The sequence below is a fragment of the Sinosporangium siamense genome (assembly GCF_016863435.1).
Classification (GTDB): Bacteria; Actinomycetota; Actinomycetes; order Streptosporangiales; family Streptosporangiaceae; genus Sinosporangium; species Sinosporangium siamense.
In genome coordinates this window covers 76,670-94,979 of record NZ_BOOW01000040.1, presented here as the reverse complement: position 1 = coordinate 94,979, position 18,310 = coordinate 76,670, and the positions used below count along the sequence as shown (strand labels likewise).

3 protein-coding genes are annotated in these 18,310 nt (G+C 73.6%); all 3 read right to left on the bottom strand.

Annotated features, from left to right (window positions below; genetic code table 11):
* Window positions 1-49: 49 nt before the first annotated feature.
* Window positions 50-820: an ABC transporter permease gene (locus tag Ssi02_RS30190; RefSeq protein ID WP_239130058.1), complete on the bottom strand. Its 771-nt coding sequence runs from the start codon at window positions 818-820 to the stop codon at window positions 50-52.
* On the bottom strand, window positions 817-1,725 hold the full coding sequence (locus Ssi02_RS30185) for an ABC transporter ATP-binding protein (RefSeq protein ID WP_204030980.1): 909 nt from the start codon (window positions 1,723-1,725) through the stop codon (window positions 817-819). Before Ssi02_RS30185 ends, Ssi02_RS30190 begins: the two co-directional genes overlap by 4 nt.
* Window positions 1,726-1,887: 162 nt before the next feature.
* Entirely contained in the window at window positions 1,888-18,306 is a 16,419-nt protein-coding gene (locus Ssi02_RS38970) for a type I polyketide synthase (RefSeq protein ID WP_239130055.1), read from the bottom strand.
* Between the last annotated feature and the right edge of the window lie 4 nt (window positions 18,307-18,310).

Genomic DNA, 18,310 nt, shown 5'->3' with positions numbered 1-18,310 from the left:
GTGCACCTGCCCACCGCACCGGACCGGCCAGACCACTGGACCGGCCCGATCAGGCGTCGCGGCGGCGCATCACCAGATAGCCGCCGACGAGGGCGGCGATCGCCCAGAGGGCGAGGATGCCGACGCCCGTCCACGGGCCGTAGTCGCGGGCCCAGCGGGGGTCGTCCTGCGGCCCGGCCAGATGCATGATGAGCGAGCCCGCCTGGTCCGGAAGATACTGAGCGAAGGACTTCAATCCAGGAACGTTCCCAACCCCCTGGGCGCCGAGGAAGAAGATCGGCAGCAGGATCCCCAGTGTAAGAGTGGGGTTGCGGAGCATCGCCGCGACCCCCGTCGCGAACAGGGTGATCAAGGTGAGATACAGACACGCCCCCGCGACGGCGGCCGGCACCCCCTCGTCGCTCAAGGTGACCCCGTTCACGCCAAGAGCGCTCTGCGTGACGAAGAACGTCACGAACACGGTCACCACCGAGACCACAACGGCGATCCCCGTGGCCGCCAGCAGCTTGCCGGTGTAGAACAGCCCGCGGCGCGGCACCGCCGACAGCGACGCCCGGATCGTGCCCGCGCTGTACTCCCCGCCGACGACCAGCGCTCCGAACACCACGATCGCGAGCTGCCCGAAGGTGAGACTGTAGAAGGCGGCGAAGAGCGGATCGGCCGGCCCCTGCACATCCGGTCCGCTCAGGGCGCCCGCGACGAACCTGCCGAATCCCACACTGACGGCGACGGTCAGCAGCAATGTCCAGAGGGTCGACGGCACCGACCACACCTTGGTCCACTCCGAGACGACGACACCCCGTACGGTGGCCACACTCATCGCCCGCCCCCTCGATACTCGACGTCTTCCCCTGTGAGCCGCATGAACGCCTCCTCCAAAGAGGCCGTCCGCACGGCCGACTCGTAGACCGGCACCCCGTGTGCGGCGGCCAGTTCCCCCACCTTGTCGGCCTCGGCCTCGTAGACCTCAAGCGCGCCGTCTGACGCCTGCTTCACGGGGAACCCGGCGGCGGCGAGCACGTCGCGCAGCCGTTCGGGCTCCGGGGTGCGCACCCGCACGTGTGAGGGGGCGGCGGACCGGACGAACTCCCGCACGGAGGTGTCGGCGATCAGCCTGCCGCGGCCGATCACGATGAGGTGCTGCGCCGTCAGGGCGGTCTCGCTCATCAGGTGGCTGGAGACGAGCACCGTCCTGCCCTCGGCCGCCAGGTCGTTGAGCAGGGTCCGGATCCACAACACGCCCTCCGGGTCGAGCCCGTTGACCGGCTCGTCGAGCAGCAGCACCGGCGGGTCGCCGAGGAGGGCCGCCGCGATGCCGAGCCGGCCCGCCATCCCGAGCGAGAACCCGCCGGCCCGCTGCCTGGCCGCGTCCTCCAGGCCGACGAGACGCAGGACCTCCCGTACCCGCGTCTTGGGGATGCGGTTGGTCTGCGCGAGCCAGAGCAGGTGGTTGTAGGCGCTGCGCCGCTTGTGCAGCCCGGCGGCGTCCAGCAGCGCGCCGACGCGGCGCAGCGGCTCACGCAGGTCGCGGTAGCTCCGCCCGCCGATCGTGGCCCGGCCGCCGCCCGGGCGGTCGAGCCCCATGATCATCCGCATCGTGGTCGACTTCCCTGCCCCGTTCGGGCCGAGGAACCCGGTCACCTGGCCCGGCTTCACGGCGAAGGACAGCCCGTCGACCGCGACCTTGTCGCCGTATCTCTTGCTGAGGTTCTCCACTTCGATCACACGGCAACGCTAGAGACGGGCGGCCGGGCGGTCAGTCCCCGAAAGTCGCCTGCTTCGCCGACTGAAGTTGACACCCGCCCGGCCGCCGATCACACGGACCGCGTCAACCGGAGGCCCGCGGCGTCAGCCGAGGCCCGCAGCGTCAGCCCGAGGCCCGCAGCGTCAGCCCGAGGCACGCAGCCAGTCCTCCATGAGCGCGGCGGTCAGTTCGGAGTCCTCCCTGACCAGCGACAGGTGGTCGGCCTCCACGAAACGCACCTCGGCGCCCGCCACGAGGGGCTTGGACTCGCGGGGGTCGCGCTGTCCCTGCTCCAGGAGTTCGGAGTCGACGCCGAGGAACGGTTTGCCGCACCGGACCAGCAGGACAGGGGCCGTGGTGTGCTGGACCTCCAGCCGGCTCAGCAGTACCATCCACCGGCCCATGGCCGACAGCCGCGAGTTGGTCAGGCGCACGGGTGAGACGTCGGGCTGGGCGAAGTTCATCCGCATCATGCCGGAGTAGTCGACGCCCTCCTCGGCCTTGTGCTGGAAGCTCAGGGTGTCCAGCATGATCACTCCCGCGGGCCTGATCCCCCACGTGTGCTCAAGCATCCCGGCCGCGGCGTAGGCGAAGGAGCCGCCGGAGGAGTGGCCGACCAGGACGAACGGGTGGCCGTCGCTCGCGCGCAGGGCGCTCTCGGCGATCACGCGGACGGCGACCTCGGAGGTGGCGGGCAGCCGCTCCCCCGCCGAGAAGCCGACGAGCGGCAGCGCGCACACCTCACGGCTGCCGCGGAAGTGGGCGGCGAGCCGCGCGTACTGGTGGATGCCGGCGTTCGCGGTCGGCGCGCTGACGCAGATGAGCTTCGGCCGGCTCGGCCCCTCGGCGAGGGTGGTCGCCCACGGCAGGTCCTCGAGTTCGGCCGCCGCCTCGAAGGTGGGGCGCAGCGCCGCGACGGTGCTGATCACCCGCTGGCATTCCGCGATCTTCCCGTCGGCGAGCGCGTCGAGGAACATCCGCTCCAGCGAGTCGATCTCCGGCTCGCCCGACAGCACCGCGACCTGTCCGCCGCCCGCCGCGTCGCCGGGCTGGGTGGCGAGCTCGGAGCGGAGCCAGCGGGCCAGCTCGGCGGGGGTGCCGCTGTCGAAGACGACGGTGGCGGGCAGCCGCAGGCCGGTGGCGGCCGACAACCGGTTGCGCAGCTCCACGGAGGTGAGCGAGTCGAAGCCCAGCTCGTAGAAGTCGCGTCCCGGTTCGATCGACGAGGGCGAGGGGTGACCGAGGACCAGGGCGGCCTCCGCGCACACCACCTCGACGACATAAGAGCCCCGGTCACGCTCGTTCATGTCGAGCAGCCGCCGGGTGAAGGTGTCGGCGTCCGCGGCGGCGTTGGCCGCGGTGCGCCGCGCCGACTTGATCAGCCCGCGGAACAGCGGCGGGATCTCCCCCGGCGGGGGCCGCATGGTTCCGCCGGCCAGCCCGAGCGGGACGACGAGCGGCATGCCGGTGCGCACCGCGGCCTCGAAGAGGCGAAGCCCCTGGTCGACGGAGAGCGGCGGCATGCCGCCCGACTGCATGCGGCGCATGTCGGTGGCGCTCAGCCCGCCCGCCATGCCGTCGTCGGCCCACGGGCCCCAGGCGAGCGACATGCCGGCCAGTCCCAGCGCGCGGCGGTGCTCGATCACCGCGTCCAGGAAGGAGTTGGCGGCGGCGTAGTTGCCCTGACCCGGGCTGCCCATCACACCGGCGACGGACGAATAGGTGATGAAGGCCGCCAGATTTTGATCGCGGGTGAGGTCGTGCAGGTGCCAGGCCGCGTCGACCTTCGGCCGGAACACCGCCGACAGCCGCTCCGGGGTGAGGGCGGTCACGACGCCGTCGTCGAGCACACCGGCGGTGTGCACCACGGCGGTCAGCGGGTGCCCGGCGGGGACCGCCGCCAGCAGGGCGGAGAGGGCGTCGCGGTCGGCGACGTCGCAGGCCGCGACAGTGGCACGTGCACCGAGGCCGCCCAGCTCGGCGACCAGTTCGGCGGCGCCCGGCGCGTCCGGTCCCCGGCGGCTGGTGAGCAGCAGGTGCCGGAAGCCCCGTACGGCGAGCCGCCGCGCCAGGTGCCGTCCCAGCGCCCCCGTGCCACCGGTGATGAGCACCGTCCCCTCTGGGTCCCACTCGCGGGAGCCGTCGACGGCGTCCTCGGGGAGCTGCGGCAGCACGGCCAGGCGGCCGACTCTCGGCGTGCCGTGCCGTACGACGAACTGGGCCTCCCCGGTCGCCAGCAGACCGGGAAGCTCCGGCAGCACCGCCGCGACGTCCTCCTTGCCCCGCACGTCCAGCAGGGCGAACCGGTCGGGGTGCTCCGAATGCGCAGACCGCAAAAGCCCCCAGGCCGCGCCCCCGGCGAGGTCGTGGACGGCGTCGCCGTCCTCGGCCCGGACGGCGCCCCTGGTCACGAGCACCAGGCGGGAGGCCGCGAAACGATCGCCCGCGAGCCACTCCTGCACGAGGTCGAGCACCCTGGCCGCCGTCTCGTGCACCGCCCTCGGCACATCCGCGCCCTCCTCCGGCCCGTCCGCCGGGAACAGACTGAGCACCACCAGGTCGGGCACGTCGCCCGGCCCTGCCGCCAGCTCGGCGAGCGACCAGACGGACCCGCCCAGGCCGAACTCGTCCGCGCCGAGCGCGACCGCCGTGAGCGGCCGGTCGGCACGAGTCTCCGGCGGCGCCGTCCACTCCACGTGGAACAGCGGGTCACGCCGGGTCTCCCTCACCGCCTCGCGGTCGGGGACACGCAGCGTGACCTCGTCGGCCGTCAGTACGGGCGCACCCTCGACGTCGACGGCCGACAGGGCCACCGTGTCGTCGCCGGTGCGCGTGATCCGCACGCGCAACGCCGCTGCTCCACCCGCGTGGAGCGTCACTCCGCGCCACGAGTACGGCACAGCCATCGTGTCCTCGTCTCCGATCCCGGCGAGGGCGCTCGCGTGCAGCGCGGCCTCCAGCAGGGCGGGGTGCAGGCCGAAGTATCTCGCGTCCTCGGCGACCCCGGCGAGCAGCTCCACTTCGGCGAAGAGCTCGTCACGTCGACTCCAGGCCGACCGCAGCCCGTGGAAGGCGGGCCCGTGGCCGATCGCCTCGTGGAAGCCCGTGAGATCGACGTCAAGCCCGCCGGGCGGCGGCCAGGTGGGGCTCTCCCATTGCGGTGCGCCCGCCTCGCCGTCCTGGGGGGCGAGGGTGCCCGTCGCCAGGCACGTCCACGGGTCGTCGGGCGCGGAGCCGGCGGGCCGCGCGTAACACCGCACCGTACGGTGCCCCGCCTCGTCGCCAGGACCGACCCAGACCTGGACGACGGGGTCGTCGTCCTCGCCGAACACGAGCGCGCCTTCCTGCGTCAGCTCCGCGACCCTGCCGCATCCGACCTGGTCACCGGCTCGGACGGCGAGTTCGAGCAGCCCGGCGGGTGGGAGTGAGACCTGCCCGTCCACGCGGTGGTCGAGCAGCCACGAGTGCACCCGCAGCGAGACGCAGCTGGTGAAAAGCACGGCGTCCGACCCGGCGAGCGGCACCGCCGCGCCGAGCAGCGGATGGTCGGCGGAGACGAGCCCGGCGGAGCTCACGTCGCCGGTCAGGGCGGCCGGGCGGGGCCAGTAGCGTTCGTGCTGGAAAGGGTAGGTGGGGACGTCGGCGCGGCGGGCTCCGGTGCCGTCGAAGACCTTCGCCCAGTCGACCGGCACCCCGGCGACGTGCATGTGCGCGAGGCCGGTGAGCAGAGCGGCCTCCTCGGGCCGGGCCTTGCGCAGCAGCGGCGCGGCCACGTGGTCGCCGCCCTCCAGGTTGTGCTGGGCGAGCGCGGCCAGCACACCGTCGGGGCCCACCTCCAGGTAGGCGTTCGCCCCGGCGTCGCTCAGGGCGCGCAGGCCGTCGGCGAAGCGTACGGTGTCCCGGACGTGGCGCACCCAGTAGCCGGGGGTGCGGACGAGGCCGGGCTCGGCGACCGCGCCGGTCACGTTCGACACGAGGGGAAGGGCGGGGGCGGAGAAGGTCAGGCCGGCGACGACCCGGCGGAACTTTTCCAGCATCGGCTCCATCAGTGGCGAGTGGAAGGCGTGAGACACCCGCAGCCGGGTGGTCTTCACGCCACGCTCCTCGAAGTGCGCCCGCACCCGCTCGACGGCGTGCTCGTCGCCGGAGACAACCGTCGACGACGGCCCGTTGACCGCGGCGATCGAGACCTCCCCGCTCAAATGGGGCAGCACCTCGGCCTCGCTGGCCTGCACCGCGACCATCGCCCCGCCCGCCGGAAGCGCCTGCATCAGCCGCCCGCGCGCCGCCACCAGCGCACAGGCGTCCGCGAGGGTGAACACCCCGGCCACATGGGCGGCGGCCACCTCGCCGATCGAGTGGCCTGCCACGAAGTCCGGCCGCACGCCCCACGACTCGATCAGGCGGAACAGCGCCACCTCGACGGCGAAGAGCCCGGCCTGCGCATAAACGGTCTGATCGAGCAGATCGGCGTCCTCACCCCACACGACCTCGTGCAAGGGCAGGTCCAGCTCCCCGCACACCGCGTCGAAGGCATCCGCGAAAACCGGGAACCGGGCATGCAGCTCCCGCCCCATCCCGAGCCGCTGCGACCCCTGACCCGAAAACAGCACCGCGAGCGATCGCTCACCCGCCTCCCCCCGGGCGACCTCGGCGATCCCGTCCGGTCCGGCCAGCAGCAAGGCCCGATGCTCGAACGCCGACCTGCCCGTCAAAGCCAGGCCCACGTCGTGCGCGGGTGCCCCGTTGAGGAGGCTGAGCCGTTCGACCTGTGAGCGCAGTGCCGCGTCGGACTTGGCCGACACCACCCAGGGCACGACGCCGGGCACCTCCGCGGTGCCCTCCTCCACCTCCTGGCCGGCCGCTTCGATGATCACGTGGGCGTTGGTGCCGCTGATGCCGAACGACGACACCCCGGCCCGCCACGGCCGGTCCACCTCCGGCCACGGGCGGGCCTCGGTGAGAAGGTCCACCTCCCCCGCCGACCAGTCGACGTGGGAGGAGGGCTCGTCGAGATGCAGCGTCTTCGGCAGCAGGCCGTGCCGCATGGCGAGAACCATCTTCATGACGCCCGCGATGCCGGCCGCCGCCTGGGTGTGGCCGATGTTCGACTTGAGCGAGCCCAGCAGGAGAGGATGTCCGTCCACCCGGCCTCTGCCGTACGTCGCGAGGAGGGCCTGGGCCTCGATCGGGTCGCCGAGCGGCGTGCCCGTGCCGTGCCCCTCGACCACGTCCACGTCGGCGGGCGACAACCCCGCCGAGGCGAGCGCCTGCGTGATCACGCGCTGCTGGGAGGGCCCGTTGGGGGCCGTGATGCCGTTGGAGGCGCCGTCCTGGTTCACCGCCGAGCCCCGCACCACCGCCAGCACCGGGTGACCGTCGCGGCGGGCGTCCGACAAACGCGACAGCACGAGGGCGACGACGCCTTCGGACCAGCTTGTGCCGTCGGCGGCGTCGGAATAGGCCTTGCAGCGGCCGTCCGGGGCGAGCCCGCCCTGGACGGTGAAGTCGGCGAAGCCCGCCGGGGTCGCCATCAGGGTCACGCCGCCGGCGAGGGCCAGGGAGCATTCGCCGTTGCGCAGGGCCTGCACGGCCAGGTGCAGGGCGACCAGGGACGACGAGCAGGCGGTGTCGAGCGTGACGGCGGGGCCGGTGAGGCCGAAGGTGTAGGAGATGCGGCCGGAAATCACGCTGGTGGCGAGGCCCGTGCCCACGTGGCCGCCGACGTCCTCGCGCGACTCGGCCACGACGGAGGAGTAGTCGAGGGCGCTCGTGCCGACGAAGACACCGGTCCGCGTGCCGTGAAGCGCCTCGGGGTCGATGCCGACGCGTTCGAACGCCTCCCACGAGGTCTCCAGCAGGAGCCGCTGCTGCGGGTCCATCGCGAGCGCCTCACGCGGCGAGATGCCGAAGAAGCCCGCGTCGAAACCGGCGATGTCGGAGATGAAACCGCCTTCGAAGGTGGCGCTCCTGCCGCGCCCGTAGCGGTCGCCGGTGAGGAGGGTCTTCATGTCCCACCCACGGTCGGCGGGGAACGGCGAGATGCCGTCGCCGCCGTTCGCCACGAGCCGCCACAGATCCTCGGGCGACCGTACGCCACCGGGGAGGCGGCAGGCCATGCCGACGATGACGATCGGGTCGTCGGCGGCGCCGTTCCCGGGGGCTGGAACTTCACCGCGAGGCAGGTCGTCCAGGAGCTGGGCGACGATGTGCTCGGCGAGGACGGCCGCGGTCGGATAGTCGAAGACGGTGGTGGCGGAGAGCCGCAGGCCGGTCGCGAGGTTCAGCCGGTTGGGCAGCTCGATGGCGGTGAGGGAGTCGAAGCCGAGGTCGCGGAACTTCTTCTCCGGCGGGATCGCCGCCCTGTCCGCGTAGCCCAGCACGGCGGCCACGTGGGTGCACACCAGCTCGCACACATATGCGAGGCGTTCCGCCTCCGGCAGCGCCCGCAGGTGGCCGCCGAGGCCCGACGCCGCCGACACGAACTCCTCGCGCGCCGCCTCCGCCTGCGCGATCACCTGCCGGGCGGCGGGGATCTCCTTCAGCAGCGGGTTGCCGCGCAGGCCGACCAGGGTGTCGAGGAGCTGCGGCTGCGCCACGTCGAGCAGCACAAGGGTGCCGGCCGGGGCCGTCACGGCCTGCCGTACCGCCGCCACCGCGAGATCGGGATGGATCGCGGGCATCACGATGCGGCGCGGCAGGTCGAAGCCCGGCTGGTCGGGAAGCCCCTCGTCACCCACCCACAGGCCCCACGCCACGGAGGTCGCCACCTCGCCGCGGGCGCGGCGGCGGCGGGCCAGCGCGTCGAGTACGGCGCAGGCCGCGCCGGTGTTGGCCCGGCCGGCGCCGCCCACGGCACCCGCCACCGACGAGAAGAGCACGAAGGCCGACAGGTCGAGGCCGCGGGTGAGATCGTCGAGGTGCAGCGCGGGCAGGACCTTCGCACGGTAGACGGCGGCGAAGCGGCCTGGGTTGAGGTCGTCCAGCAAGCCGTCGTCGACCTGGTCGGCGGCGTGCACGACAGCGGTCAGCGGCAGGTGCTCGGGCACCCCGGCCAGCACGGCGGCGAGCCCCTCACGATCGGCGGCGTCGCAGGCCACGACGCTGACCCGCGCCCCCATGCGGCGCAGCTCGGCAGCGAGCTCGTCCGCCCCGGGAGCCCGCGGGCCGCGGCGGCTCACCAGCAGCAGGTGCTCGGCCCCCGCTCCGGCCAGCCAGCGGGCCAGGTGAGCGGCCCGGCCGCCGGTGCCGCCCGTGATCAGTACGGTGCCCCGGGGCCGCCACCCGGCGTCGGTCGCGCCCGCGGGGGCCTGCACGAGCCGTCGCCCGTAGACCGCCGAGGAGCGCACCGCGAGCTGGTCCTCCCCGGAGGGGGTCCCCAGCGCTCCGGCGAAGCGCCGCAGCACCTCCTCGTCCAGTTCCGCCGGCAGGTCGACGAGCCCGCCCCACTGCTCGGGACGCTCCAGCGCGGCCACCCGGCCGACCCCCCACACCCCGGCCTGCGACGGCTCCGGCCCCGGCTCGGTCGGGGCGACGGCCACGGCCTCCCGCGTCACGCACCACACCGGCGCCCCGATCCTCGCGTCACGCAGGGCTTGGAGCAGTACGGCAGTGGCCGCGGCCACCTGGACACCCGCCGGATCGGGGGTGCCGGGTGAGGGGGCGTGGGGCATGCCGGGTGTGTCAGCGGCACGCCTCGCGTCGGCCTCAGCGGCGTCTACGGCCACCTCACGACCGGCGTCGCGGGTGGAGCCGGGGTGGGCGCTCTCGCTCAGCGCCAGAAGGGACAACACACCTGCGAACCTCACCCCGGCCGCAGCGGGCTCGCGCAGCGCCTCGGCCAGGTGGCCGCGCTCGATAGAGGTGACGTTCACACACACGGCGCCGGGGCGGAGGGCCCGCAGGACCGCCGCCGTCCACTCCTCGTCGGCGCCGCGCTCGGGAAGCACCACCAGCCAGGGTCCGTCCGGCCTAGCGGGAGTGACGGACGACAGCGGTTTCCACGACTCGTGGTACCGCAGAGCGTCGAGCATCGACTGGTCGGCGAGCTGCCGCCGCCACGACGACAGGGCGGGCAGCACCGCGCCGAGGGCTTCGGCGTCCACCCGCAGATCCCGGGCGAGGAATCCGAGGTCGCCCTCCTCGACGGCGGCCCAGAAGCGGCTGTCGGTCGCGTCCGGCGGACCGGCCGCGGAAGTGCCGGGCTGCGGCCAGTAGCGTTCGCGCTGGAAAGGATAGGTCGGCAGGTCGATCCGCCCGGCACCGGTGCCGTCGAACACCTTCTCCCAGTCGACCGGCACTCCCGCCACATGCACCTGCGCGAGCCCGGTGAGCAGGGACGTCTCCTCGGAGCGGTCCCTGCGCAGCACGGACGCCGCGACGTGTCCCTCCCCCAGCGCGTGCTGGGCGAGCGCCGCGAGCACCCCGTCGGGGCCGAGCTCCAGGAACGCGTTCGCCCCCGCCTCGCTCGCCGCCCGCAGACCGTCGGCGAAGCGTACGGTGGCCCGCACATGCTTCGCCCAATAGTCGGGCGTGCACACGAGGTCGGCCGGAGCCACCTCCCCCGTCACATTGGAGACCAGGGTGAGGGTGGGTTCGCCGTACGACAGACCGGCGGCGATCTCGCGGAGCTCGTCAAGCATCGGGTCCATCAGCGGCGAGTGGGAGGCGCGGGTCGGGCGCAGCCGCGTCGTCTTGCGGCCCTGCGCCGAGAAGTGGGCACCGACCCTCTCCACGGCCTCCGCCTCGCCCGACACCACGAGCGACGACGGCCCGTTGACGACCCCGATCGCCACCGCGACGCCATCCGGGTCGACGTGGTCGAGGTGGGCGCGCATCTCGGCTTCGGTGGCCTGGACCGCCAGCATGGTCCCGGTGTCGGGCAGAGCCGTCATCAGGCGGCCTCTGGCGGCGGCCAGCGTGCAGGCGTCATCCAGGGAGAACACCCCCGCCACATGCGCCGCCGCCACCTCGCCCGCCGAATGCCCGGCCACGACATCGGGCCGCACGCCCCACGACTCCACGAGCCGATACAGCGCCACCTGCAACGCGAACAGCGCCACGCACGAGTAGTCCATCTCGTGGAGAGCCTGCTCGTCGTCTCCCCACATCACGCTGCGGAGGGGCGGGGCGAGGTGGCGGTCGAGCCGTTCGCAGGTGGCGTCGAAGGCGGCGGCGAACACCGGGAAGCGCGCGTGCAGCTCCCGCCCCATCCCGAGCCGCTGCCCGCCCTGCCCGGAGAACAGCAGCGCGACCGACCGCTCGCCCGCCTCGCCCCTGGCCACCTCCACGGCGCCATCCGCCCCGGCCAGCAACACCACCCGATGCGCGAACACCGACCGCCCCGCCAGCGACCGTCCCACGTCCAACGGCGAGGCCCCGATCCTCCCCTCTCTGCCACGCATCGCCGACCGCTTAACCACTCCGTCCCGAGCACCCGGCTCCGCCTCGGGGTGGTCCCCGGCATCCGAGCGGGTGTCCCAGGCCATGCCGCAGTCCCGCTCACCGCCCGGAGCCACCTCCGCCGACCCGTCGGAGCCCGGGACCGACACCACACCGCCCTCCGAAGGGGTGTCACCGGCCAGCATGCGGCCCTGGGCCACCTGATCGCCCAGGGCCGTCAGGGTGCGGAGCCGCGTCATCTGGTCGCGCAGGGCGGCCTCCGATTTGCCCGACACGACCCACGGGACCACCGTCGGAGAGATCACCGGCTCCTCCGCCACGGCCTCCTCCGGCGGAGCCTGTTCGATGATCATGTGGGCGTTGGTGCCGCTGATGCCGAAGGAGGAGACGGCGGCGCGGCGCGGCCGGTCGGCCTCGGGCCACGCGGTGGCCTCGGTGAGGAGTTCGACGGCGCCCGCCGACCAGTCGACGTGGGTGGACGGCTCGTCAACGTGCAGGGTTCGCGGCAGCAGGCCGTGCCCGAGCGCCATGACGGTCTTGATCACTCCGGCGACGCCCGCCGCCGCCTGAGTGTGACCGATGTTCGACTTGAGCGAGCCCAGCAGGAGAGGACGCCCGCCGGCCCGGCCTCTGCCGTACGTCGCGAGGAGTGCCTGGGCCTCGATGGGGTCGCCGAGGGTGGTGCCGGTGCCGTGGGCCTCGACCGCGTCGACCTCGGACGGGCTCAGGCCGGCGTTGGCCAGGGCCTGGCGGATGACGCGCTGCTGGGCCGGCCCGCTGGGGGCGGTGAGGCCGTTGGAGGCGCCGTCCTGGTTGACGGCAGAGCCGCGCACGACCGCCAGCACCGTGTGGCCGTGGCGACGGGCGTCCGACAGCCGTTCGAGCACGACCACGCCCACCCCCTCCGACCAGCCGGTGCCGTCCGCTGCGTCGGCGAAGGACTTGCACCTGCCGTCGGGAGCCAGGCCGCCCTGGCGGGTGAATCCGGGGAAACCCAGCGACGACGACATCACGGTGACGCCGCCGGCCAAGGCGAGGGAACACTCCCCGGCCCGCAGCGACTGGGCGGCCAGGTGCATCGCCACCAGGGACGACGAGCAGGCGGTGTCGATGGTGACGGCCGGTCCGGTCAGGCCGAGGGTGTAGGAGACGCGCCCGGAGACCACGCTGGCGGCCAGGCCGGTGCTCGCGTGGCCCTCGACGTCGTCGCTGGAGTTCATGACGAGGGTGATGTAGTCCTGACCGCCGGTGCCCACGAACACGCCGGTACGGCTGCCGCGCAGCGACGTCGGATCGATCGCGGCCCGTTCGACGGCCTCCCAGCTGGTTTCCAGGAGCAGCCGCTGCTGGGGGTCCATCGCGAGCGCCTCGCGGGGCGAGATGCCGAAGAACGCGGCATCGAACTCGGCGACGCCGTGAAGGAAGCCGCCTTTCGCGGTGGCGCTGCGGCCCCGGGCTCCCCGGGGGCCGGACAGGAGCGCGTCGAGGTCCCATCCGCGGTCGGTGGGGAAGTCGGTGATGCCCTCTCCGCCGTCGAGGACCAGTCGCCACAGGTCTTCGGGCGAGTTCACCCGGCCTGGCAGACGGCAGGCCATGCCGACGATCACCACGGGGTCGTCGGCCGGTGACGCCGGGACGGCGGCGGGGGTGTCGGTGTCGCTGTGTCCGCCCAGGAGTTCCGCGAGCAGGTGCGCGGTGAGGACGGCGGGCGTGGGGTGGTCGAAGATCAGCGTGGCGGGCAGGCGCAGGCCGGTGGCGGCGGTCAGCCGGTTGCGCAGTTCGAGCGCGGTGAGAGAGTCGAAGCCGAGGTCGTGGAACTCGCGGTCCTGCCCCACCGCCGCCGAGGACACGTGTCCGAGTACGGCGGCGGCCTCGCTCCTGACCATGTCGAGCAGGAGGCGGGTGCGTTCGGACTCGCGCAGCCCGTCGAGCCGGGCGGTGAGCGCGGAGGCCGCGGCGGAGCCGGAGCTCGCGGCGGCGCGGCGCCTGCCCGGCCGAACCAGTTTCCTGAACAGCGGCGGCACCTCGTGCCGGGCGCCGGTGCCGTCGAGAGCACCGAGGGCGACCACGAACGGCTCGCCGCTGTCCGGGGCGGCGTCGAACAGGGCCAGCCCCTGCTCCACGGTGAGCGGGGTGATGCCCGAGGTGCGGATGCGGCGCAGGTCGTCCTCGGACAACGTCGCGGTCATGCCGCCCGTCGGCACCCACGCACCCCACGCTACCGACCGGGCCACCAGGCCGTGCGCGGCGCGGTGGCGGGCGAGGGCGTCGAGGAAGACGTTGCCGGCGGCGTAGGCGGCCTGGCCGGCGCCGCCCATCACACCGGCCACCGACGAGAACAGCACGAAGGCCGACAAATCCAGATGCGAGGTGAGTTCATGCAGGTTCCAGGCCGCGTCCACCTTGGCCCGCAACACACCGGACACCCGCTCGGCCGACAACGAGGTCACCACCCCGTCGTCCAGAACACCCGCCGCATGCACCACACCCACCAGCGGAGACTCACCCGGAATCCGGCCCAGGACCGCCGCCAGGGCCTCCCGGTCCGCGGCGTCACACGCCTCCACCACCACCCGCGCACCGGCGGCCGACAACTCCGCCACCACCTCCGCCGAGCCCGGAGCCGACAGGCCCCGCCGGCTCAGCAGCACCAGGCTCCGCACACCGTGCCGCACCACCAGGTGCCGGGCCACCTCGCGCCCCAGCCCGCCCGTGCCGCCGGTCACCAGCACCGTGCCGTCCTCGGGCCAAGTCGCCGTAGGCACTCCCGGCACCTCCGCCGTCGGCACCGTGCCGACCCCGCCCGTCTCCGCACATTCGCCCTTCGGTGTGAGCACTCCCGGCGCCCCGGCCGCCGACACCGTGCCGACCCCGCCCGTCTCCGCACATTCGCCCTTCGCCGCCAGCACTCCCGGCGCCTCCGCCGTCGACAGCGTGCCGGCTCCGCCTGTCTCTGCCCTTTCGTCGTTCGCCGTCGGCGGCCCGGACGCCCCGGGCCCCACCTCCGTGCCGACCCCGGCGACCGTCAGAGATCCTTGCTCGACTGCCGGGCGATCATGCTTTGATCGCGCGCCATCCCCATTCCGGGCTGTGTCCGAGTCGCTTGGCAAGCCCGCCAGCCTGGCCACCAGCACCCTGCCGTCCCGCACGGCCACCTGGGGTTCGCCCGCCGTCAGCACCTCGGCCCACGGGATCCTCGCCCCGGGTTCGGCGTCCACCAGCACGAACCGGCCGGGGTTCTCCGACTGGGCCGACGCCACCAGGCCCCACACCGCCGCCGCGGCCAGGTCCGGCACGTCCTCTCCGGCTGTCGTGGACATCGCACCGCGGGTCACCACCACCAGGCGCGACCCGGCGTACCTCTCCTCCGCCAGCCACTCCTGGATGAGGGTCAGCGTCCGCCCGCACAATTCGTGAGCCGAGGCGACGGGGCCTCGCGGGCCGATGCCGTACACGGGGGCCGCGACGAGCGGTGGGACCTCCGGTCCGAGGTCGGCGAGGGAGGCGGCGCAGGCTCCGAGGCCGAGGTCTTCCGATCCCAGTGCCACGCCGCGCACCGGCTCGGCGGCCGGGGCGTCGGTGGCGGGCAGCCATTCGAGGCGCAGCAATGTGCCGTCACGCCGGGGCGGGGAGTCGGGGAGATCGGCGGGGCGCCGCGGGCTGAGTACGACGGACTCCGCCGACAGCACCGGGCCGCCCTCGCAGTCGAACACCGATAGCGACACGGTGAGCGACGCAGCGTCCCGCAACACAGTGTCCCCCGGCACAGTGTCCCCCGGCAGGGTGTTCTCACCGGTCCGGACGGCGCGGGCGCGGACCGCCGTCGCGCCGACCGCGTGCAGCGTCACTCCGCCCCACGACACCGGTGCCAAGCCGTCAGGTGAACCGTCCGCTCCGCCGTACACCCCCAATGGCTGGAGCACCGCGCCCAGCAGGGCCGGGTGCAGTCCGAAGTGTTCCGCATAACGTGCCGCCTCGCCGGACAGCGCCGCCTCGACGAAGACCTCGTCACCGCGCCGCCACGCCGACCGCAGGCCGTCGAAGGCGGTCTCGTCCTCTCCGATGTCCATCACCACGGCTCCGCGCGGCGGCCATTCGGGGCTCTTCTCGGGGACGGCGGGCGGGTCACCGGCGATCAGGGTGCCCGTCGCGTGCTCGGACCAGGGGCTTTCCGGGCCGTCGTCGGGGCGTGAGAAGCAGCGCACGGTCCGCACGCCGCCTCCGTCCTGGGCACCGACGGACAATTGCACCACCACCGCGCCGTCGTCCGGCAGCACCAGCGGCGCGGCCAGGGTGAGCGACTCGACACGGCCGCATCCCACCTGGTCGGCGGCGCGTGTCACCAGCTCCAGAAGGGCCTCGCCGGGAAAGACCACCGCGCCGCCCGCACCGTGGCCGGCCGACCAGGGCCGCTCCCGTGGGGAGAGGCGGCCGGTGAGGAGCATGCCCTCGGAGTCGGCGAGGGCGATCACCGCCCCCAGGAGGGGATGCTCGGCGGGGGCCAGCCCGGCGCCGCCGACGTCGCCGAGGCGGGTGGCCGCCCTGGGCCAATAGTGTTCGTGCTGGAAGGGGTAGGCCGGCAGGTCCACCCGCCGGGCGCCCGTGCCGTCGAACACCTTCGCCCAGTCGACCGGCACTCCCGCCACGTGCACCCGCCCGAGCCCCGTGAGCAGCGTGGCCGCCTCCGGCCTGCCGGGGCGCAGGACGGCGGCGGCCACCGGCTCGGCCTCGTCCGCCGCCTGCCGGGCGAGCGCGGCCAGCACACCGTCGGGGCCAAGCTCCAGGAAGGCCGACACACCCGCGTCGCACAACACCCGCACGCCGTCTCCGAAGCGTACGGTGTCCCGCACGTGCCTCACCCAGTAATCCGGCGTGCACACCAGGTCGGCGTCGGCCAGGCCGCCGGTGACGTTCGACACCAGCGGGATGACCGGTTCGCCGAACGACAACCCCGCGACGACCTGGCGGAAGTCCTCCAGCATCGGTTCCATCAGCGGCGAGTGGAAGGCGTGTGACACGCGCAGCCGGGTCGTCTTCCGGCCCAGTTCCTCGAAGTGGGCGCGCACCCGCTCGACGGCGTGCTCGTCGCCGGAGACCACCACGGACGAAGGCCCGTTGACCGCCGCGACCGACACCCCACCGCTCAAAAGGGGCAGCACCTCGGCCTCGGTCGCCTGCACCGCGACCATCGCCCCACCTGCCGGAAGCGCCTGCATCAGCCGCCCACGTGCCGCCACCAGCGCACACGCGTCGGCCAGAGAGAACACCCCGGCCACATGGGCGGCGGCCACCTCGCCGATCGAGTGCCCGGCCACGAAGTCCGGCCGCACACCCCACGACTCCACCAGCCGGAACAGCGCCACCTCGACCGCGAACAGCCCCGCCTGCGCATAAGCGGTCTGGTCCAGCAGACCGGCGTCCTCACCCCACACGACCTCGCGCAAGGGCAGGTCCAGCTCCCCGCACACCGCGTCGAAGGCATCCGCGAACACCGGGAACCGGGCATGCAGCTCCCGCCCCATCCCAAGCCGCTGCGACCCCTGCCCCGAGAACAACACGGCAGACGACCGCTCGGCTGCCGTGCCCCGGGCGACCTCCGTCACACAGCCCGCGTCCGCCAGCAGGAGGGCACGATGCTCAAGCCTCGACCACCCGGCCAGCGTCACGCCCACGTCCTGCCGCGACAGCTCGTCCTGTCCGGTGACCTGCTCGATCCGGTCCCGCAGCGCGGCCTCGGACTTGGCCGACACCACCCAGGGCACGACCCCAGGGGCCGCCTCCGCGCTGCATTCCTCCTCGGCCGGGACACCTTCGACGATCACGTGGGCGTTGGTGCCGCTGATGCCGAACGACGAAACCCCGGCCCGCCGCGGCCGGTCCACCTCCGGCCACGGGCGCGCCTCGGTCAGCAGCTCCACCCCGCCGGCCGACCAGTCCACGTGTGAGGAGGGGGCGTCCACGTGCAGGGTCTTCGGCAGCAGGCCGTGCCGCAGCGCCAGCACGGTCTTGATCACTCCGGCGACACCCGCCGCGGCCTGGGCGTGGCCGATGTTCGACTTGAGCGACCCGAGCAGGAGAGGCCGGCCCTCCGGGCGGGCTTCGCCGTACGTCGCGAGTAGCGCCTGTGCCTCGATCGGGTCGCCGAGCGGCGTGCCGGTGCCGTGCCCCTCGACCGCGTCCACGTCGGCGGGCGACAGACCGGCCGAGGCGAGCGCCTGCGTGATCACGCGCTGCTGGGAGGGGCCGTTGGGCGCCGTGATGCCGTTGGAGGCGCCGTCCTGGTTCACCGCAGAACCCCGCACCACCGCCAGCACCTTGTGGCCGTGGCGGCGGGCGTCCGACAGCCGTTCCAGCACCAGCACGCCGACGCCCTCCGACCAGCCGGTGCCGTCGGCCGCGTCGGCGAACGCCTTGCACCTGCCGTCGGCGGCGAGCCCGCCCTGGCGGCCGAAGCCGGCGAAGCTCATCGGGGTGGAGAGTACGGTGACCCCGGCGGCCAGCGCCAGCGAGCACTCGCCGGCGCGCAGGGCGTGCGCGGCCATGTGGAGTGCGACCAGGGACGACGAGCAGGCGGTGTCCAGGGTGACGGCGGGGCCCTCCAGGCCGAAGGCGTAGGAGATCCGGCCCGACAGGACGCTCGCGGCGAGGCCGGTGGTCGCGTGGCCCTCGGTGTCCTCCCGCGAGTTCATCACCACGCCGGCGTAGTCGACACCCGCCATGCCGACGAAGACACCGGTGCGGCTGCCGCGCAGCGATGCCGGGTCCAGCCCGGCCCGCTCGAACGCCTCCCACGAGGTCTCCAGCAGGAGCCGCTGCTGCGGGTCCATCGCCAGCGCCTCGCGCGGCGAGATGCCGAAGAAGCCGGCGTCGAAGTCGCCGGCGTCCACAAAGCCGCCCTGGGTGGTCACGGAGCCCTGGGCGAGGGAGCCGAGGTCCCAGCCCCGGTCGGCGGGGAAGGTGGTGATGCCGTCCCGCTCCTCCGTCAGCATCCGCCACAAATCCTCGGGGGAGCGCACACCGCCCGGCAGGCGGCACGACATGCCCACGATGGCGATCGGCGCGTGTTTCTCCGATTCCACCTCCAGCAGGCGCTGGCGCGTCTGGTGCAGGTCGGCGGTGACCCACTTCAAATAGTCAACGAGCTTGCTGTCGTTCGACATGGTG